Annotated in this window: 17 protein-coding genes; 8 read left to right on the top strand and 9 right to left on the bottom strand. The window is 67.7% G+C overall.

Features of this window, described 5'->3' with window-relative positions:
- The first annotated feature begins 513 nt into the window (after positions 1-513).
- On the top strand, positions 514-1962 hold the full coding sequence (locus C5F48_RS13740) for a 4Fe-4S binding protein (protein ID WP_245941525.1): 1449 nt from the start codon (positions 514-516) through the stop codon (positions 1960-1962).
- A 174-nt stretch (positions 1963-2136) separates the two neighbouring features.
- Here the strand turns inward: C5F48_RS13740 and C5F48_RS13735 are convergent, their stop codons facing one another.
- The 4 genes from C5F48_RS13735 to C5F48_RS13720 form a co-directional block, all read right to left on the bottom strand.
- A complete protein-coding gene (locus C5F48_RS13735) occupies positions 2137-2247 on the bottom strand; it encodes a DUF2474 family protein (RefSeq protein ID WP_107664473.1) in 111 nt (36 codons plus the stop codon).
- A complete protein-coding gene (gene cydB / locus C5F48_RS13730; protein WP_107664472.1) occupies positions 2247-3251 on the bottom strand; it encodes a cytochrome d ubiquinol oxidase subunit II in 1005 nt (334 codons plus the stop codon). Before cydB ends, C5F48_RS13735 begins: the two co-directional genes overlap by 1 nt.
- Positions 3241-4665, bottom strand: coding sequence for a cytochrome ubiquinol oxidase subunit I (locus C5F48_RS13725; RefSeq protein ID WP_107664471.1), 1425 nt, complete (start codon positions 4663-4665; stop codon positions 3241-3243). Before C5F48_RS13725 ends, cydB begins: the two co-directional genes overlap by 11 nt.
- A gap of 202 nt (positions 4666-4867) precedes the next feature.
- Positions 4868-7915 (bottom strand): EAL domain-containing protein, encoded by a 3048-nt coding sequence (locus tag C5F48_RS13720; RefSeq protein WP_170139746.1) that lies wholly within the window; start codon positions 7913-7915, stop codon positions 4868-4870.
- Positions 7916-8278: 363 nt separating this feature from the next.
- Between C5F48_RS13720 and C5F48_RS13715 the strand changes: the two genes are divergently transcribed.
- Both C5F48_RS13715 and C5F48_RS13710 read left to right on the top strand, forming a co-directional pair.
- Complete coding sequence (locus C5F48_RS13715) at positions 8279-9340, top strand: efflux RND transporter periplasmic adaptor subunit (protein ID WP_107664474.1); 1062 nt, start codon at positions 8279-8281, stop codon at positions 9338-9340.
- A gap of 1 nt (position 9341) precedes the next feature.
- Complete coding sequence (locus tag C5F48_RS13710; protein WP_107664469.1) at positions 9342-12458, top strand: efflux RND transporter permease subunit; 3117 nt, start codon at positions 9342-9344, stop codon at positions 12456-12458.
- Positions 12459-12475: 17 nt separating this feature from the next.
- Here the strand turns inward: C5F48_RS13710 and C5F48_RS13705 are convergent, their stop codons facing one another.
- Positions 12476-13141 carry a TetR/AcrR family transcriptional regulator gene (locus C5F48_RS13705; RefSeq protein WP_107664468.1) on the bottom strand — a complete coding sequence of 222 codons (666 nt, stop codon included), beginning with the start codon at positions 13139-13141 and terminating at the stop codon, positions 12476-12478.
- A 139-nt stretch (positions 13142-13280) separates the two neighbouring features.
- The gene (locus C5F48_RS25210; RefSeq protein ID WP_170139745.1) at positions 13281-13457 is read right to left on the bottom strand and encodes a hypothetical protein; all 177 of its coding nucleotides are present in this window, start codon (positions 13455-13457) and stop codon (positions 13281-13283) included.
- A 358-nt stretch (positions 13458-13815) separates the two neighbouring features.
- On the opposite strand from C5F48_RS25210, the gene C5F48_RS13700 reads away from it, so the two are divergent.
- Complete coding sequence (locus C5F48_RS13700) at positions 13816-14166, top strand: antitoxin Xre/MbcA/ParS toxin-binding domain-containing protein (protein ID WP_107664467.1); 351 nt, start codon at positions 13816-13818, stop codon at positions 14164-14166.
- 3 nt (positions 14167-14169) lie between these two features.
- Positions 14170-14667 (top strand): RES family NAD+ phosphorylase, encoded by a 498-nt coding sequence (locus tag C5F48_RS13695; protein WP_308812763.1) that lies wholly within the window; start codon positions 14170-14172, stop codon positions 14665-14667.
- Between the two features lie 6 nt (positions 14668-14673).
- Here C5F48_RS13695 and C5F48_RS13690 read toward each other — a convergent pair whose 3' ends face one another.
- On the bottom strand, positions 14674-16584 hold the full coding sequence (locus tag C5F48_RS13690; protein WP_107664465.1) for a potassium transporter Kup: 1911 nt from the start codon (positions 16582-16584) through the stop codon (positions 14674-14676).
- A 111-nt stretch (positions 16585-16695) separates the two neighbouring features.
- A complete protein-coding gene (locus C5F48_RS13685) occupies positions 16696-18000 on the bottom strand; it encodes a replication initiation protein (protein WP_107664464.1) in 1305 nt (434 codons plus the stop codon).
- Between the two features lie 598 nt (positions 18001-18598).
- On the opposite strand from C5F48_RS13685, the gene C5F48_RS13680 reads away from it, so the two are divergent.
- The 3 genes from C5F48_RS13680 to C5F48_RS13670 all read left to right on the top strand — a co-directional run bounded on the left by C5F48_RS13680 (position 18599) and on the right by C5F48_RS13670 (position 22908).
- Entirely contained in the window at positions 18599-20005 is a 1407-nt protein-coding gene (locus tag C5F48_RS13680) for an AAA family ATPase (protein WP_107664463.1), read from the top strand.
- Positions 19983-21038, top strand: a complete 1056-nt coding sequence (locus C5F48_RS13675) for a ParB/RepB/Spo0J family partition protein (RefSeq protein WP_107664462.1) — start codon at positions 19983-19985, stop codon at positions 21036-21038. Before C5F48_RS13680 ends, C5F48_RS13675 begins: the two co-directional genes overlap by 23 nt.
- A gap of 565 nt (positions 21039-21603) precedes the next feature.
- Positions 21604-22908 carry a D-amino acid dehydrogenase gene (locus C5F48_RS13670; RefSeq protein WP_107664461.1) on the top strand — a complete coding sequence of 435 codons (1305 nt, stop codon included), beginning with the start codon at positions 21604-21606 and terminating at the stop codon, positions 22906-22908.
- Between the two features lie 97 nt (positions 22909-23005).
- Here the strand turns inward: C5F48_RS13670 and C5F48_RS25205 are convergent.
- Positions 23006-23479, bottom strand: a 474-nt coding sequence (locus tag C5F48_RS25205) for a hypothetical protein (protein WP_181247700.1), incomplete at its 5' end; no start/stop codon positions are given.

Raw genomic sequence — 23479 nt, 5'->3', positions numbered from 1 at the left:
GTGAGACAAAAACAAACCGCGCCGCCAGAACTTCCAGCGCACCCGCCCGCATCATCTCGATATTTTCAGAACTTTCTGCTTCGACCCGCTTTCGCTTCGTTTCCGCTTCCGTCCAGTCCGTCGCGTCTCCGCTTCGGTGAGGCGGGTTCTAGGGGGAGTCGTCAGAACCCGCAAGAGAAAAAATGCGGTCTTCGGGAAGTTTGCGAAAATCGCTGACGCGGCCGCCGGCGGATTGGCCGCCCCGGCCTTGCTGCATTGGGATTTCCGCGATCCGCGCCTGTCATGCGCGTCGGGACCACCCCTCCCCCGGGATCACTCTGCGCAGGGCGCGTAACAGCAGAATGACGCGACTCCGGCGATTTTGTTCCCGACTCGGGGCACTGGCGAGTCGACTCGGGCCTCTTCGCGAGTCTCGGGGTAGCCACGCGATTCCTCCCGAAGGCTGCGGCGCGGGGCCACGGGTCGGAGGCGGAAGCGGGCCGCTATCCTGCGGCGGGCAACAGGGGCATCGCGATGCAGGATCCTTCCGCCGCTCCGCCGGACCTCCGGCAGGAGAGCGCCTTGACAGCGGGGCCGGTGCGGCGGCTGCCGCAGCGCCGCCTTTCGATGGAGCCCGCGCCAGCGAGGCCCGCCGGTGCGGTGCAGGGGCTGGGCCTGTGGCTGCGCGACCGGCAGGCGCTGTTGTCGTGGCTGCAGGGGGGGATGGTTGTGCTCTATGCGCTGGTCCTGCTGCTGCCCGTCCTGCTGCCGGAGGGCGGCGTCGCCCGGATCGCGCAATTCCTGATCTGGGGGCTCTGGGCACCCGGTGTGCTTCTGTCGGTGTTGCTGTTCGGCAGGCTCTGGTGCGGCGCGCTCTGCCCGGAAGGGGCGCTGACCGCGCTTGCCTCGCGCCATGGCAGGGGGCGGGCGATCCCGCGCTGGATGCGCTGGCCCGGCTGGCCCTTCGCCAGCTTCGCCGTGGTCACGGTCTATGGCCAGATGATCTCGGTCTGGCATTTCCCCCTCCCGGCCCTGCTGCTGCTCGGCGGCTCGACCTCGGCGGCAGTGTTGGTCGGGCTGCTCTATGGTCGCGAGAAACGGGTCTGGTGTCGGTACCTCTGCCCGGTGAACGGGCTCTTCGGGCTGCTGGCCCGGCTGGCGCCGCTGCGCTTCGCCGTCGATGCCGCCGCCTGGGACTCCTGCCCGCCGGAGCGCGCCCGCGGCCAGCGCTTCATCTGCGAGCCGATGGTGCCGGTCCGAACCATGGACAGCGCCTCCCCCTGTCACATGTGCGGGCGCTGCGCCGGGTTCCGCGACGCGGTGCGGCTGGAGGCGCGGCTGCCGGGGGTGGAGGTGGTGCGGGGCGGCGGGGCGACCGGGTGGGACAGCCTGCTGGTGATCGTCGGGATGATCGGCCTCGGGACGGTGGCCTTCTACTGGAACCTGGGTCCCTGGCATTCGGCCCTGCGGCAGACGCTGGCGCAGGGGTTAACCGGGATCGGCTGGCTCTGGCCGCTGGAGACTGCCGCACCCTGGTGGCTGCTGACCGGCCCGCCCGGGTCGGAGCCGGGTCGGGTGGTAGATGTCGCCGCGTTGCTCGGGGTTCTGGCGGGGATGACCGCCGGTCTCTCGCTCATGGTGGCGCTGCCCCTGGCGCTGGCGACCCGGCTGCTCGGCCCTTGGGAGGGACGGCGGTTTCACCATCTGGCGCAGGGGTTGATCCCGCTGGCGGCGGCCGGGCTGATCCTCGGGGCTGGCCGTTTCACAGTGAAATTGCTGCGCGACGCGGGATGGGACACCACGGCCGCCCCGCTCGGCCTCGCGCTGCTGGCGCTGGGGGCTGGCTGGTCGGCGGTGCTGATCACGCTGTCGGTGCGGCGGCATGCGACCGGGACGGCGCGAGGCTGGCTCGCGACCGGGGCGGCGCTGCTCGCCCTGCCGCCGCCGCTGGCCACCTGGGCGCTGCTGGTCCGGATCGGCTAGCCCGGGGCGGCGTGGCACGACTGCAACATCTTTCGCAATGTGAGAAAAACCGCCCCGGCGGCAGGAACCTTCACCGCGTCCCGGACTTGATGCCCCGATTGAAGGAATAGATTGCAGGCATTTTTTTCAGGAGAGCGCATCCCCCGCCCCGGGGATGCGCTCGTTTTTTTGGGATCAGCCGATCAGCCAATAGCGGATCACCGCCGCCACCGCCCCGACGGAGGCCACCCCCGCGACCCAGAGGGCGGCGAACCAGAGCAGCCGCTTCCACAGGGGCTCGGCCATCAGTGATACCCCTCTTCCGGATCGATCTTGCCGCGGAACACCCAGTAGGCATAGCCGGTGTAGATCAGGATGATCGGGATCAGCACCACTGCGCCCCAAAGCAGGAAGCCGAGGCTCTCGGCCGGGGCCGCCGCCTCCTCGATGGTCAGGGCGAAGGGCACGATATGCGGATAGAAGCTGATGCCGACCCCGGCGAAGCCGAGCGCGAACAGCCCCAGCGCGCAGACGAAGGGCTGCCAGTCCGGCCCGTGGGTCAGGCCGCGCCACAGCAGCAGCGCGATCCCGGCGACCAGCAGCGGCACCACCACGCTGAAGCCGACCGTCGGCCAGTGGAACCAGCGGTCGAGATAGTCGTAATGCAGGAAGGGGGTCCAGAGGCTGACGACGGCCATCGCCCCCAAGGTGCCGAACAGCGCCAGCCGGGCGTGGTTCTGCGCCTCCATGCGCAGCACACCGTCGGTCTTCAGCACCAGCCAGCTCGCCCCGAGCAGCGCGTAGCCCAGCACCAGCGCGCAGCCGGTCGCCAGCGAGAAGGGCGTCAGCCAATCCCACCAGCCGCCGGCATAGGCGCGGTTCTCGACCTCGATGCCCTGCACCAGCGCGCCGAGCGCGATCCCCTGCGAAAAGGTCGCCACCAGCGAGCCGCCGAAGAAGGCCACGTCCCAGCGCCGGCTGCCGGTCTCGGTGCGCCAGCGGAACTCGAAGGCGACGCCGCGGAACACCAGCGCCAGCAGCATGACGATCAGCGGCGCATAGAGCGCGGGCAGGATGGTGGCATAGGCCAGCGGGAACACCGCCATCAACCCGCCGCCGCCCAGCACCAGCCAGGTCTCGTTGCCGTCCCAGATCGGCGCGACCGAGTTCATCATCACGTCGCGGTCGTGTTTCTCCGGGTAGAGCGGGAACAGGATGCCGACGCCGAGGTCGAACCCGTCCATCACCACATAGGCCCAGACGGCGAAGGCGATGATGCCCGCCCAGATGAATGGCAGATCAAGCTCCATGGTGGTGCTCCTTCACGCGGTCGGGATTGGCGGGGCCGGGGGTGATGCCGTGGGTCCGCAGCGGCGAGTCGATCATGTCGTCCTCGTCCACGGTGGGCAGGCGCTTCATCAGTCGCAGGATGTAGCCGACCCCGGTGCCGAAGATGGCGAAATAGACGACGATGAAGGCGATCAGCGAGGCCGCCACCGCCGGCGCCGAGATCGGCGCGACGCTCTCGGCGGTCAGCATCTGACCGTAGACCGTCCAGGGCTGGCGGCCGACCTCCGTCGTGACCCAGCCGGCCAGCACGGCGACGAAGCCCATCGGCCCCATCACCAGCGCGAAGCGGTGCAACCCGCGGCTCTCGTACAGGCGCCCCCGCAGCCGGGCATAGAGCGCCCAGCCACCCAGGGCGAGCATCGCCATGCCCAGCGTCACCATGATGCGGAATGACCAGAACACGATCTCCACCGGCGGCTGCTGGTCGCGCGGGATGGTGTCGAGCCCGGCCAGCGGCGCGTTCAGGTCGTGCTTGAGGATCAGCGACGACAGCTTGGGGATCTCCAGCGCGTAATGCACGGTCTGCGCGTCGCGGTCGGGCAGGCCGAACAGGATCAGCGGCGCGCCATCGGGGTGGCTCTGGAAATGGCCCTCCATCGCCATGACCTTGGCCGGCTGATGCTCCAGCGTGTTCAGCCCGTGCATGTCGCCGGCGACGATCTGCAGTGGCGCGACCGCGACGATCATCGCCATGGCCATGGCGAACATCCGGCGCACCTCGGGGCGCTGGCCGCCGCCGCGCAGGAAATGGTAGGCGGCGACACCGCCGACCACCAGCGCCGTCGTCAGGTAGGCCGCCAGCACCATGTGCAGCAGGCGGTAGGGGAAGGAGGGATTGAAGATGATCTTCCACCAGTCGACCGGCACGAACTGCCCCGTCGACTCGTTCAGCGCGAAACCGTCGGGGGTGTGCATCCAGCTGTTGGCCGAGAGGATCCAGGTCGCCGAGATCAGCGTGCCGATCGCCACCATCAGCGTGGCGAACATGTGCAGCCCGGGCCCGACCCGGTGCCGGCCGAACAGCATGATCCCGAGGAACCCGGCCTCGAGGAAGAAGGCGGTCAGCACCTCGTAGCCCATCAACGGCCCGATCACCGGCCCTGCCCGGTCGGAGAACACCGACCAGTTGGTGCCGAACTGGTAGGACATGACGATGCCCGACACGACGCCCATGGCGAAGGAGATGGCGAAGATGGTCTTCCAGAAGTCGAAGAGCTTCTCGTAGACCCAGTTTCCGGTCTTCAGGTAGAGCGCGAGCAGCACGGCGAGGTAGCTCGCCAGCCCGATTGTGAAGGCGGGGAACACGATGTGAAACGATACGGTGAAGGCGAACTGGATACGCGCCAGCAGGGTGGCGTCAAAACTCTCGAACATGGGTCAACCTCGTCCTTGGCGGTCGGAACCGGGCCGGTGCGGGGGTAAGTCCGGCAGGCGGCGGATGTTCCGGCGGGCGCGTCCCGGTCGTCGGAACACCGCCGAAAGGTGTAACCCCGACTAATCATATCCAGCCCGCAGGGCTGCGACAGAATGGCGCAACCTGCGGCAAGGCCTGCAAAACCTGGGCCGCGCCCGGGTCTCAGGCCGCGGCGCAGCCCTCGGTGCCCAGCCGTTCGATCAGCGCCAGCACCTCGGATCCCGGCACCGGCGGGCTGAACAGGAAGCCCTGCCCGGCGTGGCAGCCCATGGCGCGCAGCTCCTGCATCTGCTGCCGGTTCTCGACCCCCTCCGCCGTGGTGGTGACCCCGAGGCTCTGCCCCAGCTCGACCACGGCGCGGACGATGGCGTTGGTCTGGGCGTTGCGCGACATGTCGGCGATGAAGCTGCGGTCGATCTTGATGTTGTCGAAGGGGAAGGTGCGCAGATAGCTGAGCGAGGAATAACCGGTGCCGAAATCGTCCATCGCGATCCTGACCCCCAGCCGCCGCAGCGCATGCAGCACCTCCAGCTCGTCGGCGACGTTCTGCATCAGCACCGTCTCCGTCACCTCCAGCTGCAGCCGCGAGGCTTCGAGGCCGCTGGCCTTCAGGCTGGCCTCGACCGCCTCCACCAGGCCGTGACGGCGGAACTGCACCGGCGAGAGGTTCACCGAGACGGTGATCTCCTCCGGCCAGGTCGCCGCGGCGAGGCAGGCCTCGTGCAGCACCCAGGCACCGAGCGGCACGATCACGCCGGTCTCTTCGGCCAGCGGGATGAACTCGTCCGGGGATATCGGGCCGTGCTGCGGATGGGTCCAGCGCAGCAGCGCCTCCATCGCGCCGACTCGGCCGGTGGCGAAATTCATCAGCGGCTGGAAGGCGAGGCTCAGCTCGCCCCGCCCAAGCGCCTTGCGCAGATCGGCGCGCAGCAACTGCTTGCCCTGCACCAGCGAGTCCATTCCCGGCTCGTAGTAGCGGCAGATGCCTCGGCCCTCGTCCTTGGCGCGGTAAAGCGCGACATCGGCCTCCTTGATGATGTGATCGGCCCGGGCGGTTGCGTCCGCCGCCATCGCGATGCCGATGCTGACGCCGACCACCACTGTGCGCCCGTCGATGCAGTAGGGCTCGCTCAGCGCCGCGATCAGCCGCAGCGCCATCTCCTCGGCCTCCTCGCGGCACTGCAGCCCGGTCTGCACCACGGCGAACTCGTCGCCGCCGAGCCGGGCGACCCGGTCGCCGTCGTGCGCGACGGCGCGCAGTCGCGCCGCCGCCTCGACCAACAGCCGGTCCCCGGTCGGATGGCCCCAAGTGTCGTTCACCGACTTGAATTCGTCGAGGTCGAGGAACAGCAGCGCCGCCTGCGACCGTTCCGTCGCCTGCTGCAGCGCCTCGTCCAGCTGCTCGCGCAGCATCGATCGGTTGGGCAGGCCGGTCAGGTGGTCGTGCCGCGACAGGTAGAGCAGCTGGTCCTGCGCCTCGCGCCGGCGGCTGACATCGCGGAAGAAGATCGACACGCCGTCGACCGAGGGGAAGACATGCATCTCCAGCCAGATGCCGAGCTCATTGTGCAGTTCCTCGAACTGCACCACCTCCATCCGGGCGGTGGCGTCGCGCACCCGGGCCTCGAAGGTGCAGTCCCCCGGCAGCGCCGTCCAGAAGTCCTGCCCGATCACGTCGTCCCCGAGCGACATCATCTCGGCAGCGCGGGCGTTGAGGAAGCCGATGCGCCAATCCGCGTCGAGGATGATCACGCTGTCGGTGGTGCTTTCCAGCACGGTGGCCAGCCGCCGCGCGCTTTCCTCGACCACGCGGCGCGACTCGTCCAGCGCATCTTGCGCCATCTTCGCCTCGGTCACGTCGCGCGCGGTGGAGAGGAGCCGCAGCGGCCGGCCCTCGGCGTCGGGGATCGGCGTCAGGCTGACCTCCCACCAGCGCGGCGTGCCCTGCAGCGTCGCGCAGGCCGCGGTGAAGCCGGCGGCGCCGCCGCCACGGGCGACATCCATCGCCCGCTGCACCTCGGCGCGGGCCGGCTCCGGCCAGAGCTCCACCCAGGGCCGCCCCTGCTCGCGCGAGAAATCCTCGATCCCCATCATCGCCAGGCCGGGCCGGTTCATGAACTGCAGCCGGCCCTCCAGGTCGATCACCTCGACGCAGTTGGTGCTGCTGTCGAGGATGCTGCGGGCGAAGGCCTCGCTCTCGCGCAGGGCGTTCTCGGCCGAGAGCCGCTCGTGGATGTCCTCCACCGTGCCGTACCAGCGGATCACCTCGCCATGCTCGTCGAGACGGGCCTGCGCCCGGGTGCGGACCCAGTGATAGCTGCCGTCGGCGACGCGCAGCCGGTGGATCACGTCATAGGGCTCGCCGGTCGCGAGACAGTGGTCCCAGGCGGCGACGGTCCGCTCCGCATCCTCCGGATGGAGGCTCCGGACCCAGCCGCCGTCGGAGGCCTCGGCCTGGGTCATCCCGGTCAGCGCCAGCCAGCCCGCGTCCAGGTCGATCCCCTCGCCATCCGGCCCCTCGGTCCAGGCGATCAGCGGGCTGAGCTCCACCGCGTAGCGGTAATGCGCATCGCTTTCCCGCAGCGCCGCCTCCAGCGCCTTTCGCTCGGTGATGTCCTGGCAGGCGCCGCTGATCCGGGTCACCTGCTTGCCGGAGCTCGCCACCGCGGCTCCCGTCGCCCAGAAGGTCTTCTCGAGCCCGTCGAGCCCCTCGAGCCGGAACTCCATCTGTTCGCCGCCGCCACCGGCCAGCACATTGGCAAGCGCCGCCGTCAGCCCGTCGCGGTCCTCAGGATGCAGCATCTCCAGCAGCTTCGGCAAAGTCAGCTGCAACTTGTGCTCCGGATCCCCCAGCGCGACATGGACATTGCCCGACAGGGAGATGGCGCCGGTGGAGACGTCGAACTCCCAGTAGCCGACCTTGGCGAAACGCGTGATGGCCCGCCACAGATCCTCGCGCCGGGCAAGCCCCTGGCGCTGCCGTTCCACCCGGGCAAGGGTGAAGACCAAGAGCCAGCCCAGCGGCGCGGTGATCGCGAGGGCGACGAGGCCGGCAACGACTGCGGCGGGCCCGACCGGCTCGCCCAGCACCAGCGGCAGGACGAGGCCAATGGCCACTCCTGCCGCGATGAAGATCAGCGCGGTGAGCAGGACCGCAACCGCCACGGCTTGGCGGCGTCCGGCGACCCGTAAGGCGGGCAGAACTGTCATCACAAGCACTCTCATCAAACTCTTGGCCTTCAACCCGGGCACAAGGCCCGGTTGAACAAGGCTGGGGCGAAACGCGCTCGACATCAAGGTGAAGATGGCGCCGGCCGGCGGTCACGGTCCCGCCGGGCCTGCGCTGCCGCCATGGTCGCTCCGGTCACTGTTCACGGCTGCACATTCGCAAAGCCGCTCCCGCACTTGCTGCGCTGCGGAATCCGATTTAAGAAACGCCATCGTTTTGCAAGCATGCCGCTTCAAGCCCCTTCCCGGAGACCCCCGATGCCCACGACCCGGATCAGAACCGGAGCCAGCGCTCTCTCCCTGCTGGCCCTGCTGGCATTTCCCCCCATCCCCGCCGCCGCCCAGATGGGCCCCGGCGGCCCGAGCCCGGTGTCGGTGCTGACGCTGGAGCAGGGCGATTTCCCGATCATCTCGGTGCTGCCGGGGCGGGTCAACGCCTCGACCGTCGCCGAGGTGCGGCCGCAGGTCAACGGCATCATCCGCGAGCGGCTGTTCGAGGAAGGCAGCGTCGTGACCGAAGGGCAACCGCTCTACAAGATCGAGGATGACAGCTATGCCGCGCAGGTCGCCGCGGCCAAGGCGGCTGTCGCGCAGGCGCGCGCCACCTATCTCTCCGGCCTGAAGGATGCCAAACGGGCGCAGGAGCTGTTCGGCAACAGCGTCGGGTCGGAGCAACGTCTCGATCTGGCGATCGCCACCCGCGATGCGGCGGCCGCCGCGCTGCAGCTGGCCAATGCCCAGATGACCAGCGCCGAGATCGACCTGCACCGCACCATGATCACCGCGCCGATCGCCGGCACCATCGGCTTTTCCGAGACCACGACCGGCGCACTGGTCAGCGCGGGCCAAGCGACGGCGCTGGCGACGATCCGCGGGCTGGACACCGTGTTCGTCGACGTGACCCAATCGGCCACCGACCTGCTGAAATGGCGCAACCGCCAGGCCTCGGGCGAAGCCTCGCCGGCGGGCGGCGAGGTGCGGCTGGTGCTGGCCGACAAGACCGTCTACCCGCTGACCGGCAAGCTGACCGCCGCCGAGCCGCAGGTGAACCCGACGACGGGCATGGTCACGCTGCGCATGAGCTTCCCCAACCCAGACGGGCTGCTGCTGCCCGGCATGTATGTGCAGGTCGAGCTGCCGCTGGCGGTGGCGAAAGACGCCGTCGCCGTGCCGCAACAGGCGGTGACGCGCGACCGCAACGGCGTGCCGAACGTCTGGGTGGTCGGCGCGGGCGACGTGGTCGAGAACCGGGTGATCGAGGTGGTGCAGGCGCATGACGGCAATTGGATCGCCAGCGAGGGGCTGAAGAGCGGCGACCGAGTCATCGTCTCAGGCTTCCAGAAGACCGCGGTCGGGGCGCAGGTCGTCCCCGAAGAGCTGGTCGGCGCCGAAGCGGCGGTGAACTGAGATGGCGCGTTTCTTCATCGACCGGCCGATCTTCGCCTGGGTCATCGCCATCGTCATCATGGGGATCGGCGTGCTTTCGGTGCTGCGGCTGCCGGTCTCGCAATATCCCACCATCGCCCCGCCCTCGGTGGTGATCAGCGCGGTCTACCCGGGCGCCTCGGCCGAAACCGTCACCGATACCGTGACCCAGGTGATCGAGCGCGAGCTGACTGGGCTCGACGGGCTGCGCTACATCTCCTCCTCCTCGACCTCGACCGGCGGGGCGACGATCACCCTGACCTTCGAGCTCGGCACCGACGCCGACATCGCCCAGGTCCAGGTGCAGAACAAGCTGGGCCAGGCCGAGGCGCTGCTGCCGCAGGCCGTCACCCGGCAGGGCGTCACGGTGAAGAAATCCTCCGCCGGCTTCCTCATGGTGGTCGCCATGACCTCGAAGGACGGCTCGATCTCCGAGGTGGAGCTGGCCGACTACATGGCTTCGAACATGGTCGAGAGCTTCAGCCGCCTGCCCGGCGTCGGGTCGGTGGAGGTGTTCGGCTCGCAGCGGGCGATGCGGATCTGGCTCGACCCCGAGAAGCTGACCGCCTACGACCTCGCTCCCGGCGACATCGTCGCCGCGGTCTCGGCGCAGAATGCGCAGATCTCGGCCGGGTCCTTCGGCGCCCTGCCCGCACCCGAGGGTCAGCAGATCAACGCCACGGTCACCGCGCAATCGCTGCTACAGACGCCCGAGGATTTCGAGCAGATCGTGCTGCGGGCCGAAACCGACGGCGGGCTGGTGCTGCTGCGCGACGTGGCGCGGGTCGAGCTCGGCGCGCAGAATTACGAGGTGGCTGGGCGTTTCAACCGCACCCCGGCGGCGGGCATGGCGATCCAGCTGGCCTCCGGCGCCAACGCGCTGGATACCGCCACCATCGTGCGCGACAAGCTGACCGAGCTCGAGGCCTTCTTTCCCGAGGGCATGACCTACGAGATCCCCTATGACACCACGCCCTTCGTCACCATCTCGATCGAGGAGGTGGTGAAGACGCTGGTCGAGGCCGTCATCCTCGTGTTCTTCGTCATGCTGCTGTTCCTGCAGAACTTCCGCGCCACGCTGATCCCGACGCTGGCGGTGCCGGTGGTTCTCTTGGGCACCTTCGGGGTGATGGCGGCGCTCGGCTTCTCGATCAACACGCTGACCATGCTGGCCATGGTGCTGGCCATCGGCCTTCTGGTCGACGACGCCATCGTCGTGGTCGAGAACGTCGAGCGGATCATGGCGGAGGACGGGCTCAGCCCGCTGGAGGCGACGCGCAAGAGCATGGGCGAGATCACGGGGGCGCTGATCGGCATCGCGCTGGTGCTCTCGGCGGTCTTCGTGCCGATGGCCTTCTTCGGCGGCTCCACCGGCGAGATCTACAAGCAGTTCTCCATCACCATCGTCTCGGCCATGGCGCTTTCGGTCGTCGTGGCGCTGACGCTGACCCCGGCGCTCTGCGCCACGCTGCTGAAGAACACCCATGGCGCGCCGCGCCGCGGGCTGTTCGGCCTGTTCAACCGCGGCTTCGACAAGACGACGCGGCGCTATGGCAGCCTCGTCGGGCTCGTGGTGCGCAAGCCGCTGCTGATGATGGTGGTCTATGCCGGGCTGGTCGCGGCCATGGCGGCGCTCTACGTGAAAACCCCGACGGCCTTCCTGCCGGAGGAGGACCAGGGCGTGCTGTTCACCCTGATCCAGACGCCCTCGGGCGCCACGGCCGAACGCACCACCGAGGTGGTGAAGCAGGTGGAGAACTACTTCCTCGAGAACGAAGCCGAGAACGTGAAATCGGTGTTCAGCGTGGTCGGCTTCTCCTTCGCCGGCCAGGGGCAGAACATGGGGATGATGTTCCTGCTGCTGAACGACTGGGAGGAGCGCACCGACCCGTCGCAGAGCGTCGCGGCCATCGCCGGACGGGCCTTCCCGCCGCTGATGGGCATCCGCGACGCGATGGTCTTCCCCATCGTGCCGCCCGCGGTGACCGAGCTCGGCAACTCCAACGGCTTCACCCTGTTCCTGCAGGCCCGCACCGGGCAGACCCACGAGGAGCTGCTGGCGGCGCGCAACATGTTGCTGGGTCTCGCCTCGCAGAGCCCGATCCTGACCGGCGTGCGGCCGAACGGGGTGGAGGATGCGGCGCAGTTCCGGCTGGACATCGACTGGCGCAAGGCGGGCGCGGTCGGGGTGACGGCGGCGGATGTCGGCAACTTCCTGACCACGGCCTGGGCCGGGTCCTACGTGAACGACTTCATCGACAACGGTCGGGTGAAGCGGGTCTACGTGCAGGGCGAGCCCTGGGCGCGGACCACGCCGGAGGACCTGCATCTTTGGCGCATCCCGAATGCCGATGGCGAGTTCGTCTCGCTCTCGACCTTCGCCGAGCAGTCCTGGTTCTACGGAGCGCAGCAGGTGTCGCGCTACAACGCGGTGCGGGCGATGGAGATCCAGGGCCAACCGGTCCCCGGCGTCTCCAGCGGCGAGGCCATGGCCGAGATGGAGCGGCTCGCGCAGCAGCTGCCGCCTGGCTTCGCGCTGGAATGGACGGGCCTGTCGCTGGAAGAGCGCGAGGCCGGCGACCAGGCGGCGATGCTCTACGTGCTGTCGCTGGCGGCGGTCTTCCTCTGCCTCGCGGCGCTCTATGAAAGCTGGATCATCCCGATCGCGGTCCTCCTGGCGATGCCGGTCGGCATCCTCGGCGCGCTAATCGGGGCATGGCTCGGCGGGCAGGCGAACGGGGTGTACTTCCAGGTCGGCATGCTGACGGTGGTCGGTCTGACCGGAAAGAACGGCATCATGATCGTCGAGTTCGCCCGCGACCGGGTGGCCCGCGGCGAGCCGATCCTGCAGGCGATCCGCGAGGCGGCAGTGCTGCGCTTCCGGCCGATCGTGATGACCTCGCTGGCCTTCACGCTGGGGGTGCTGCCGCTGGTGCTCAGCAGTGGCGCCGGGGCCGGGGCCCGGGTCGCCATCGGCTTCGGCACCTTCGCCGGGACCATCAGCGGCACGGTGCTGGGGGTGATCTTCGTGCCGGTGTTCTTCGTGCTGGTGAACCGGATCTTCCGCCGCAAGCCGGTCGTAGCACCGGCCCACGTCTGAAGCCTCGCGGGCACCCCTCAGGCCTCGGCGAGCTGCATCGCCGGGGCCACCAGCGCGATCAGCGCCTCGATCCGCGCGACGATCTCGTCGCAGGCCGGCGGCAGCGGGTCCTGGACGTTGGTGAGCTGGCGCAGATGGACATGGCCGATCAGCGCCCCGATCAGGAAGTCGGCGACCCGGTCCGGATCCTCGCAGCGGATCATCCCGCGCTCCGCCATCAGCCGCAGCCGCCGCGCGAAGAAGGCGACCACGCCGCCGAGCGCATTCTCGTAGAACAGCCGCGACATCTCGGGCGAGGTCGGCGCCTCGACCATGGCCAGCCGGGTCAGGCAGGTCTGGGACGGGGCGAGGATATGGCCTGCGATCTCGAAGAGTGAGCGGCGCAGCACGTCGCGGGCGGGGCCGGAGAAATCCTCCTCCGCCAGGCTTTGCAGCAGGGGATTGCTGTCGCAGCATTTCAACAGGGCCGACAGCAGCGTGAGCTTGTCGGGGAAATTCTGGTAAAGTGTACGCTTCGACATTCCGGCTTCCGCAGCGATCTTTTCCATCGTCGCGCCGGAATAGCCGATGCGCTTGAACACCTCGCCAGCCGCCGCGAGGATCTGGGCGATCCTCTCGTCGTCGCTCAGCACCTGCGGTCGGCCGAGTCGGGCCTTTTCGGCCGGGATTTTCGTTAATTCCATGCCCAATACTTAAGCTTCAGCGGGGCCGAAACGCAATTGTATAGTCCACCGCAGCGGGCGGATCTCCGCTTTCGGCCCCGTGAAACAAGGGGCATGCGCGCCACGCAGGCGCGCAAGTTTTTGTGTCATCGCTGCGCGGTCACGCCGCCGTCCCGGCCTCGGCCAAGGGGCCGGGCGGGGCCTGCATCAGGGCGTCGTAGATCATGCGGAGCAGGTCGACCTCTTCGGGACTGCGCAGATGGCGCAATCTGCCCTGCTCTTCGAGGGCCTGGTCGATATCGACGAAAGGCAGTTTCTCAGATGCGGGTCCTGACATGTCATCCTCCCCAGTCTGACGGTTCTTTTTAGCACGACTCTGTAGCACTGGTCATTTCAAAGATTTCTGAAGGGACTGTTAATAGGATCATCCGCCCACATTGGCCCGCTTTGCCTCCATTCTGCTCGTTTTCCCCGCGACCGAAGATTCCGGAACGCGGGCCGCCCGGTATCGCGCATCGGCGCTTCCCGGATCCAGTTCGGTTGCAACGCGGAGCCGCGCAAAACGATCCCGCAAACTCCCGGCCCCACCCGGATCGGCGGCAATCTGCCACAAGCCGGGACGCGGGCCTGACCGTCCCGACCTTGCCCGACACATGAGCTGACGCTATATCATGTCAGAATAAGTGGAGCACGCGATGCAGATCAGCAATTTCGCCGAAGCCGGCCAGTTCGCACCGGCGCGAATCGCCGAGGCGCTGCGCACCACCCGGGACGAGGTGGCGCGGACCGTCGGGCTGGGCCGCGACGCGGTGATGCGCCCTGACCGGATCGCCAGCGCCAAGACCCAGAAGCGGCTGCGCGAGATGGTCGAGATCCTGAACCGGGTCGAGCCGCGCTTCGGCTCGGCGCTGATCGCCTATGCCTGGTACCGGTCGGAGCCGCTGTCGGGCTTCGCCGGGCTCACCGCGATGCAGCTGGTGCGCGAAGGGCGCGCGGCAGAGGTGATGGACTATATCGACGCGGTGGATGCCGGCATCCATGCCTGAGGCATGATGCGCTATCGCGGCCTGCTCTACCGCGCGCTCAACCCGATCCGGGCGCGTGAGCCGCTGTCGGGCGAAGGCGCGCGGCTGCACGGCGGGCGCTTCAACCCCAAGGGCATGCCCGCGCTCTACACCTCGCTGTCGGTGATGACGGCGCTGCGCGAGGCCAACCGGATCGGCAGCCTGCAGCCGATGACGCTGGTGAGCTACGCCGCCGATATCGGCCCGGTCTTCGACGCGGGCGATGCGGCGGCGCTGGCCGCCCGTGGCATGAGCGCCGAGGCGCTGGCGGCGGATGACTGGCGGCTGGCGATGCAGAAGACCGGCCTCGTGCCGACGCAGGCCTTCGCGGCGCGGCTGATGCAGGAAGGCTTCGCCGGGCTGCGGGTGCGCAGCTACGCGCCGGGCGCCACCGAGGGCAGCCTCAACCTCGTGCTCTGGCGCTGGAGCGGCGAGCCGCCGGCGCAGCTGCTGCTGATCGACGACGAGGGGCGGCTGGCCTGAACCCTGTCAGATCGTCATCTGCTGGCCCATCTCGACCACGCGGTTCGAGGGCAGACAGTAGAAATCGGTAGCATCCGCCGCCGATTTGGTCATGGCGATATAGACCCGCTCTTGCCAGTTCGGCAGCCCCTGCCCCCGAGCCGAGCGGAAGGACCGGCGGTTGAGGAAGAAGGAGGTCGACATGATGTCGAACTTCTCACCCTGCTTGCGCGCCAGCGCCAGCGCCTTGGGCACGTTCGGCTGCTCCATATAGCCGAAGGTCATGCGGACCTTCACGAACTCCTCGCTCAGCCGCTGGATCACCAGCCGGTCGGCGTCGCGCACCCGGGGCGTCGGAGCCACGCCGACGGTGACGATGAAGTTCTGTTTGTGCAGCACCCGGTTGTGCTTGAGATTGTGCATCAGCGCCGAGGGCGCCATGTCCGGGTCGGAGGTCAGGAACACCGCCGTGCCCGGGCAGGTGATCGGGTGCGACTTCTTCAGCATGCCGATCAGCGTCTCGACCGAGACCATCCCCATCCGCGCCTTGCGCTGCACATGGGCGGTGCCGCGCACCCAGGTCCACATCAGCAGGCAGATCGTCAGCGCCATCAGGATCGGCACATAGCCGCCATCGGCGATCTTGGTGGCATTTGCGGCGAGGAACAAAAGCTCCAGCGTCAGGATCGGCGCGACAACGGCGACGACCAGCACCAGCGGCCATTTCCACGCCCTGTAGAACAGCACGAAGGCCAGCACCGAGGTGATCACCATATCCCCCGTCACCGCGATGCCATAGGCCGCCGCCAGATCGGAGGAACTGCCGAAGGCCAGCACCAGCAGGATGACTCCCACGGCGAGGATCAGGTTCACCTTGGGCAGGTAGATCTGGCCATATTGCGTCTCGGAGGTATGCTGGATCTCCAGCCGCGGCAGCAGCCCCATCTGCGTCGCCTGCTGCATCATCGAGAAGGCGCCGGAGATCACCGCCTGGCTGGCGATGACGGTGGCGGCGGTGGCGAGCAGCACCAGCGGCAGCAGCGCCCAGCCGGGGGCCATCAGGAAGAACGGGTTGTACGCCGTCTCTGGATGGGCCAGCACCATGGCCCCCTGCCCCAGGTAGCTGAGCGTCAGCGCCGGAAATACCAGAAGCCCCCAGGCGATGCGGATCGGCCGGCGGCCAAAATGCCCCATATCGGCATAGAGCGCCTCGCCCCCGGTGACGGCGAGAAAGACCGAGCCCAGCACGATCAGCGAGGCAAGGCCGTTCTCCACCAGGAAACCCAGGGCATGGACCGGGTTCAGAGCCGCCAGCACACGCATGTCATCGCTCATGTGCCAGAGCCCCATGCCGGCCATCACCAGGAACCAGACCGTCATGATCGGGCCGAAGAACACCGAGACGCGCTCGGTGCCCTGATATTGCGCGAAGAACAGGCCGAGGATGATGAGCAGCGTCGTCGGGATGACGAAGGGCTGGAAATGCGGCGCGACCAGCGACAGCCCCTCGACCGCCGAGAGCACCGACATGGCGGGCGTGATCATCGCGTCGCCGAAGAACAGCGAGATGCCCACGACGCCGATCCCCAAGAGCCAGGCCGGGCGCCGCTTCATCGCCTGCTGCACCAGCGCCACGAGCGACAGCGTGCCGCCCTCGCCCCGGTTGTCGGCGCGCATGATCAGCAGGACGTATTTCACCGTCACGATCAGGATCAGCGTCCAGATCAGCAGAGAGATGACGCCGATCACCTCCTCCGGCCTGAGCCCGTCTCGCCCGGCGGCATGCAGCGACTCGCGCAGCGCGTAGAGCGGGCTGGTGCCGATGTCGCCATAGACGACGCCGATCGAGCCGAGCACCAGCTTCCAGCCATGGCCGGGCGGATGCGGCGCGGCGACGGGGGGAGCAGCTTCAGCGGGCGTGGGGCTGGAATCGGTCATGGGCTCACGCTGCTGTGACTCAGGAACCGGGGTATAGGCCTGCCCCCCGTCTGCGACAAGCGGCACGCAAGGGGGCCTGCTCCCGCGTGCCGTGGACCAATGGCCCCTGCCCTACGCGACCCGGTCGAAGATCCCCGGTTCCAGATCCTCCCAGAAGGCGAAGATCGCCCGGGCGTTCAGCGCCGAGGCCCAGCCGTGGCGGGCGAAATCCTCGCGCTCCAGATCGCCGTCAAGCTGGCGCAGGAACAGCCGCCGGTCGGCGTCGCGCTGGGTCGGGTTGCGCGCCTCGGCCACAGCGCGGACCCGGGCCATCCGCTCGGCGCGCTCGCGGCGTTCAGCGGCGACGGCGGCCTCGCGCTCGGCCTCGGCCTTGGCCTGCGCCTCGGCGGCGGCCTGACGGCGAGCCGCAGCCTCCACCACCTCGGGGGAAGGTTCGGGCGCCGCCGGGGCACCATAGTCGTCGCGCAGCGCCGCCGAGAGATAGCGCACCGGCGAGGCGACGGCCCCCTGCCCCACCACGTAATCCAGCTTCTCGGTCACATAGGGCTCGCCATGCTCGGCGATCCATTGCCGCGCCAGCCGGTCGCCGACCCCCAGAGCGATCAGCCGCAGATAGACCGGCGAGCTGCGCGAGCCCTCGCCGTCGTCGATCTCGAACATGGCGAGTTGCGGGTTCTCCTTGATCAGGAAGCGGATCTCGGTGACGACCCGGCCCATCTTACGGAAATCCGGCGTCAGCAGGATGTTCGAGGTCTTGTTCACCTCGGCCACCGCGGGCTTGATGATCTTGGCGTTCAGCTGCTTGAAGCTCTCGTAGTAGGCCGAATCCTCCACGCCCATCAGCCGGCGGAACAGGTCGATCGGCCACCAGCCGGTCGAGCCCGTCCGGACAAAACGAAAGCAATTTTCATAGAGCGCCAGCGCATGGCCGCTGGTGAAACGCCGTTGGATGTTCAGGTTGATCAGCGCGAAGACCTTCGGGTCGTGCAGCTTCTCGGCCAACGCCGGGGAATAGGCATATTCGCAGACGCCGCCCGAAAGCTTCGCATAGGAGAGCAGCGACGAGACGCCCCACTCCTGCCGCCCTTTCTGGTCCAGCATGTCCCATTCGGCCACCGTCTCGGCCAGGCTGCGTAGTGAGGCCTTCAGCGTCTCCATGTCGTTCGAGTTGTAGCCGATCATCAGGCAGAGGGTCCGCGCATCGATGCTGTGCTTGGGACGGCTGATCAGGTGGTCATAGGCGTTCAGCAACAGCACGTTCGACAGCTTGCGCTGCAACAGCGTCAGCTTGCCCGAGACGTGGATCGCCGCGACATTCTTCTTCACCGAGCCGCGCCGCAGCGCGCCCGTCAACCCCTCGCGCGGGATATCCTCCGCGACATCCGCCCTGCTCCGGCCAGCGATCTTCTGCGCCATGCCCTTCCCTACTCTGCCCGGCCTCATCGTGCCGCAAAAGGCACCTGTCATCAAGGTTCATTAAGGTACCCATCGAAGAAAGCCCCTGCCCCCGGAAACGGGTACCTGAACACCGGAACGAGTCGCGGGAGGCGCCTCGGACGGGGGAGCGAGCGTCTCGCACAGCCGATGTGACAGTGCAAGCCGAGTCCTGAACGGCGCTGAGCAGCGAATCGGCGGCGGTTTTGCCGGAAAACCGGCCCCCCGCCGCCGGGTTCCCGACCTCCCGGAATCGGATGCCGCTGATCCCGTGGATGGGCACCTATGGTCCCGTAAAGCGGCGCCTTAGCTCCTGTTTACGGGTGCCGAACTTAATGTAAGCCTTTGTATAACAACCATTGTCCAGAGCTAAAGATTCTTAAATTCCTGAAATACTCTACAAGCTTTTCCGTTGGGTTTTCTGAGGGGAAGAAGGGAAAGGTGGCAGGTTTCGCGTGCGAAACCCAGTTTGCAAGGCAAACGGGCCCACAGGGCATACGCCGATTCACATGGAACGAGGGATGTGCCATACTTCCTCGGGTAAGCATGAAAATGCATGACATTCACCAGAGGCCACCGCATGACGCGAAAGTCCGACTACCCTTTGCCGCCCTACTTCAATCTCGACCCAGCCACAGCGGCGGCGAAGCTGGGCAGCCCGGTCGACACCGCCCGATTCGCCAAGGCGGCCGCCTTTTGCGGCCGTGGGCGCGACGATCTTGCCCGGAAAGGCTATGCGCCGGACGGCAAGAAGCGGCTGCGCAAGTTCTCCACCTGGGAGATCTGCCGCTATCTGATTCCCGTCGCATCTTCCCACCTGCGCCGTGTGCTGCGCAACCATCCGGAACTACCGCAAGGCGAAGGCGAAGGCGGCGCCAAGTGGTTCACGTTGGAGGAAGTGCTCGCGCTGCGAAACCATTTCGCCGAGGAAGGCGCCACCACCAAGGAATATCGCCCCTACCGCCCCAAGGGCCTGCCGGCGAAGGTCGTCGCCGTCGCCAACTTCAAGGGCGGCGTCGGCAAGACCTCGACCGCAGCGCATCTCGCCATGTCGGCGGCGCTGGATGGCTATCGGGTGCTGGTGATCGACCTCGACAGTCAGGGCTCGATGACCTCGATCATGGGCGGGACTGTCGCGGATGAATGGCAGACGGTGTTCCCGCTGCTGGCCAAGGATTACGCCACCGCCGTGGTGGAGGAGAACGAGGTGCGCGCGGCACGGGGCGAGGCCGCCCTGCCCCTCGACGAAACCCTGACCGAGGCGATGAAGATCACCGCGGCGGATGTGGTGCAGAAGACCCATTGGCCGAACATCGACCTGATCGGCGCGCAGCTGAACCTTTACTGGGCCGAATTCCAAGTGCCGGTCTGGCGGATGATGCTGCGGCGCTGGCCGCTCTGGGACGCGCTGACCGGTTTCCTCGACCGCGAGGGTTTGCTCGACCAGTATGACATCATCATGCTCGACACCCCTCCTGCTCTTGGGTACCTGACGATCAACGCACTGGCTGCCGCCGACATCCTGCTGGTACCGCTTGGGGCTTCCTTCCTCGAGTTCGACTCGACCGGCCGGTTCTTCGACATGCTCTATTCGACCTTCGCCAGCATCGAGGATGGTGAGAATTCCGCCCGCCGCGCCGCCGGCCTGCCGGAGATGAAGTTCGAATGGGATGTGGTGAGGGCGCTGATCACCCGTTTCGATGCGAACCAGCAGACGGACCTCGCCAATGTGGTGCAGGCCTATTTCGGCGACTTCATGAATGCCTACCGCCAGGATTTCACCGCGTTGGTCGGTCAGGCTGGCGAGCAGGTGAATGGCATCTATGAAGCCGATTACCGCGACTTCAACCGCGAAACCTATGTCCGGGGGCGCGAGACCTTCGACCGGACCTATGCGGAGTTCAAGGAGATCCTGATCGGCTCCTGGTGGCGCGATCAGGCGATGATGGAGAAGGAGGCTGCAGATGGCAAAGCGCAGAAGACTTGAGGCCCCTTCGGCCGAAGAACTGAGGGAAATGGAGACAGGTTTCGCGTGCGAAACCCCGGTCTCCTCCCGCCCGCCTATCGCCCAAGTCGCCGCCGAGGCTGCGGCGCTGTCGGTGCCGATCGCCGGCCCCGACCGCACCGCCGCAGCGCGGGACAGCGCCGACGCTGGTCGGTTGCGTCGCGCCGAGGCCGAGGGCCTGCTGGTGCTGGAGATCCCGCTGGCCGAGATCGTTGCCGAGGAGCTGACCCGCGACCGCCTGCGCGTCGATGGCGAGGAGATGGACGAACTGCGCGCCTCGATCAAGGCACATGGGCTGCGCCTGCCGGTCGAGGTGTTCCGCCGCGAGGGGCCGGGAGAGAGCTACGGCCTGATCTCTGGCTGGCGGCGGCTCTCGGCGATGCGGCAGCTGCATGCCGAGACCGGCGATGCGCGTTACGCCATGATCCGGGCTTTGCTGCGTCGGCCGGCCGATGTCTCCTCCGCCTATGTCGCCATGGTGGAGGAGAACGAGATCCGCTCCGACCTGTCGCATTACGAGCGCGGCCGGATCGCGGCGCTGGCGGCGGGGCAGGGGGCCTTTGCCTCGGTGGAGGAGGCGGTGGACACGCTGTTCCATGCGGCCTCTAAGGCGAAGCGCTCGAAGATCCGCAGCTTTGCGGTGATTCACGAGGAGCTGGGCGACATGCTCGGTTTCGCCGCCTCGCTGGGTGAGCGCGCAGGGCTGCGGTTGGCCCAGGCGCTGCGTGCGGGCTATGCCGGGGCGCTGCGGCAGGCGCTGGCCGGCGGGCAGGGCGACGACCCGGCAACCGAATGGGCGCTTATAGAGCCGCTGGTGAAAGCCGCCGAGGGCAAGGCGCCGGACCCGGCGCGGGGTGGGCGGCCATCGCGCAAGGGTAGTGGACTGCGCTCCGGGATCCGGGTCGAGGCGGAACAGGATGCGAAGGGCTTTGCGATCCGCTTCCACGGCGACAGGGTCGATGCGGCGCTTGTCGAGCGGATGATGCGGGAGTTGCAGCGCCTGCTGGAGGGGTGAGGTTTCGCGTGCGAAACCGGGGGCAGGGCTGGTCGGAAGATGATCGCTGACTGGACCTGCACCTGCGACGAAGTCTTTGCCTTGGGCCGTTGGCTTTGGTAGCATCCGAAGGATGATCGATGTCTCCTACGCATTTTCCGGCCCCAGAGAATCCGTGGTTGCTGACGCTTAATCAAGCCAGTAGGGCGGATCTGAGCAAAATAGGCAGATATTGCGCGTTACTGGGGCGCGTTGAAAACTGGGCTCCTCGATTGCCTCGGTATCCCGCCTCTGGCAACTGCGAAACCCCGTCCGCGAGGGACGCTCCGTTCCCGGAAGGCATCAGTGCATCAGTTGCACAAAGCAGCGCTGCCCTGACGCAACCAACACTCGCGCCCTCACACCGCTGACGGGCCAAGATTTGCGCACCTGCCCGGTCTGTGCAGTTTTCTTCGGCCTCTGCGGCACTACACCGCAGAACTGTGCGCAGATGCCACATCGGCCGGGCATAATGTCCAGAAGATTTCCGTCAGACCCGCTAGATTGACCGGCACAGCCCAAAACAGGGCGAGCAGGAGCATCTGGCATGAAGATCGTGGTTCTCGGCGCTGGCGTGATCGGCGTCACATCGGCCTGGCAACTGGCCCGGGCGGGGCATGAGGTGACGGTGATCGACCGGCAGCCCGCCGCCGCGCTGGAGACCTCCTTCGCCAATGCCGGCGAGATCAGCCCCGGCTACTCCTCGCCCTGGGCCGCGCCGGGCATCCCGATGAAGGCGCTGAAATGGATGTTCATGGAGCATTCGCCGCTGATCATCCAGCCGCGGCCCGATCCGGCCAAGATCCGCTTCCTGTTCCAGATGCTCGGCAACTGCAGCTCCGCCGCCTATGCGGTGAACAAGGCGCGGATGGTGCGGCTGGCGGAATACTCGCGCGACTGCCTGACCGAGATCCGGACCGAGACCGGCATCGCCTTCGATGAACGGCAGCAGGGGACGCTGCAGCTGTTCCGCAGCCAGAAGCAGCTGGATGCCGCGGGCAAGGACACGGAGGTGCTGCGCGAGGGTGGGGTGCCCTTCGAGCTGCTGGATGTGGCGGGCTGCCTTGCCACCGAGCCCGGGCTGCACGATGCGGCGGGGAAGATCGTCGGCGGGCTGCGGCTGCCGAAGGACGAGACCGGCGACTGCTTCAAGTTCACTCAGGGGCTGGCGACGCTGGCGGCTGGCCTCGGCGTTCGCTTCCGGCATGGCGTCACGATCCAGAGGCTGGTGCAGTCCGGCGGGCGGATCGGCTCCGTGTTGACCTCCGAGGGGGAGGTGACTGCCGACGCCTTCGTCGTCGCGCTGGCCAGCCATTCGCCGCGACTGCTGGCCCCGCTGGGGATGAAGCTGCCGGTCTACCCGTTCAAGGGCTACTCGATCACCGTGCCGATCACCGACGCGACCCGCGCGCCGGTCTCCACCGTGATGGATGAGAGCCACAAGATCGCCATCACCCGGCTGGGTGACCGGATCCGGGTCGGCGGTATGGCGGAGCTTGCCGGCTTCGATCTGTCGCTGAGCGAAAAGCGCAAGCGGACGCTGGTGCATTCGGTGGAGGATCTGTTCGGCGGGGCAGGGGACCAGTCGAAGGCGAGCTTCTGGACCGGCCTGCGGCCGATGACGCCGGACGGCACCCCCGTCGTGGGTCGGACGCCGATGGCGAACCTGTTCCTGAACACCGGCCATGGCACGCTCGGCTGGACCATGGCGGCTGGCTCGGCGCGGGTGCTGGCCGATGTGGTCTCCGGTCGGCCGACCGAGATCGAAAGCGCCGACCTCGGCTTCTCGCGCTACTTGCGCGGCGCGGACAGGACGCGGGCCAAGCTCCGGCTGCAACCCGTCGCGGGTTGATCTGGTTTATGAACGAATGTTCCGGATCGGGCGGGGCTATCGGGACGGAGGCCGACCGCCCTCTTAGCCGGCGTGCCAGGGCTACGTCCCTTTGGACCTAACCGGATGCCGCGGCTCTCTCTGTGCGGCGGCAAGCTCCCGCAGTTCCGGTCTCGCGCCCGTAGCTGTCAGGAAACGCCCTGCGGCAGGCCAAGCAATCCGCCAGCCCGGGCAGCCGCGGCCAGATCGCGGCGACCGCCTCGGTCGGCGACGGCTCCAGATCGGCGAGCCAGCGGTCGATCGCCAGCCGCACCGGCTCCAGCGCCAGCAGCCGCAGCACCACCGGATCCTCCTCCGGCAAGCGGGCTGCGAGGATCGCCACCAGCCGCTCCTTCACCTCGCGCATCGAGACCTCATGCCGCGCCAGAAGTCGCGGGTTATGCCGGCAGAGCCCGGAGGCGGGGGCCAGCACCGGCCGGTCGGCCTCAATGCCCACCAGAAGGCTCTGCATCAGATGCCCTAGATCCTCCGAGACGCCGCCGGCCTTGCGGACGAAGGCCGCGACGGTGGAGGCGGCCTTCGGCGCGCTCGG

The organism is Cereibacter changlensis JA139 (assembly GCF_003034985.1).
Taxonomy (GTDB): Bacteria; Pseudomonadota; Alphaproteobacteria; order Rhodobacterales; family Rhodobacteraceae; genus Cereibacter; species Cereibacter changlensis.
Note: the sequence above shows the minus strand (reverse complement) of the source record. Positions and strands in the feature narration are given on the sequence as shown.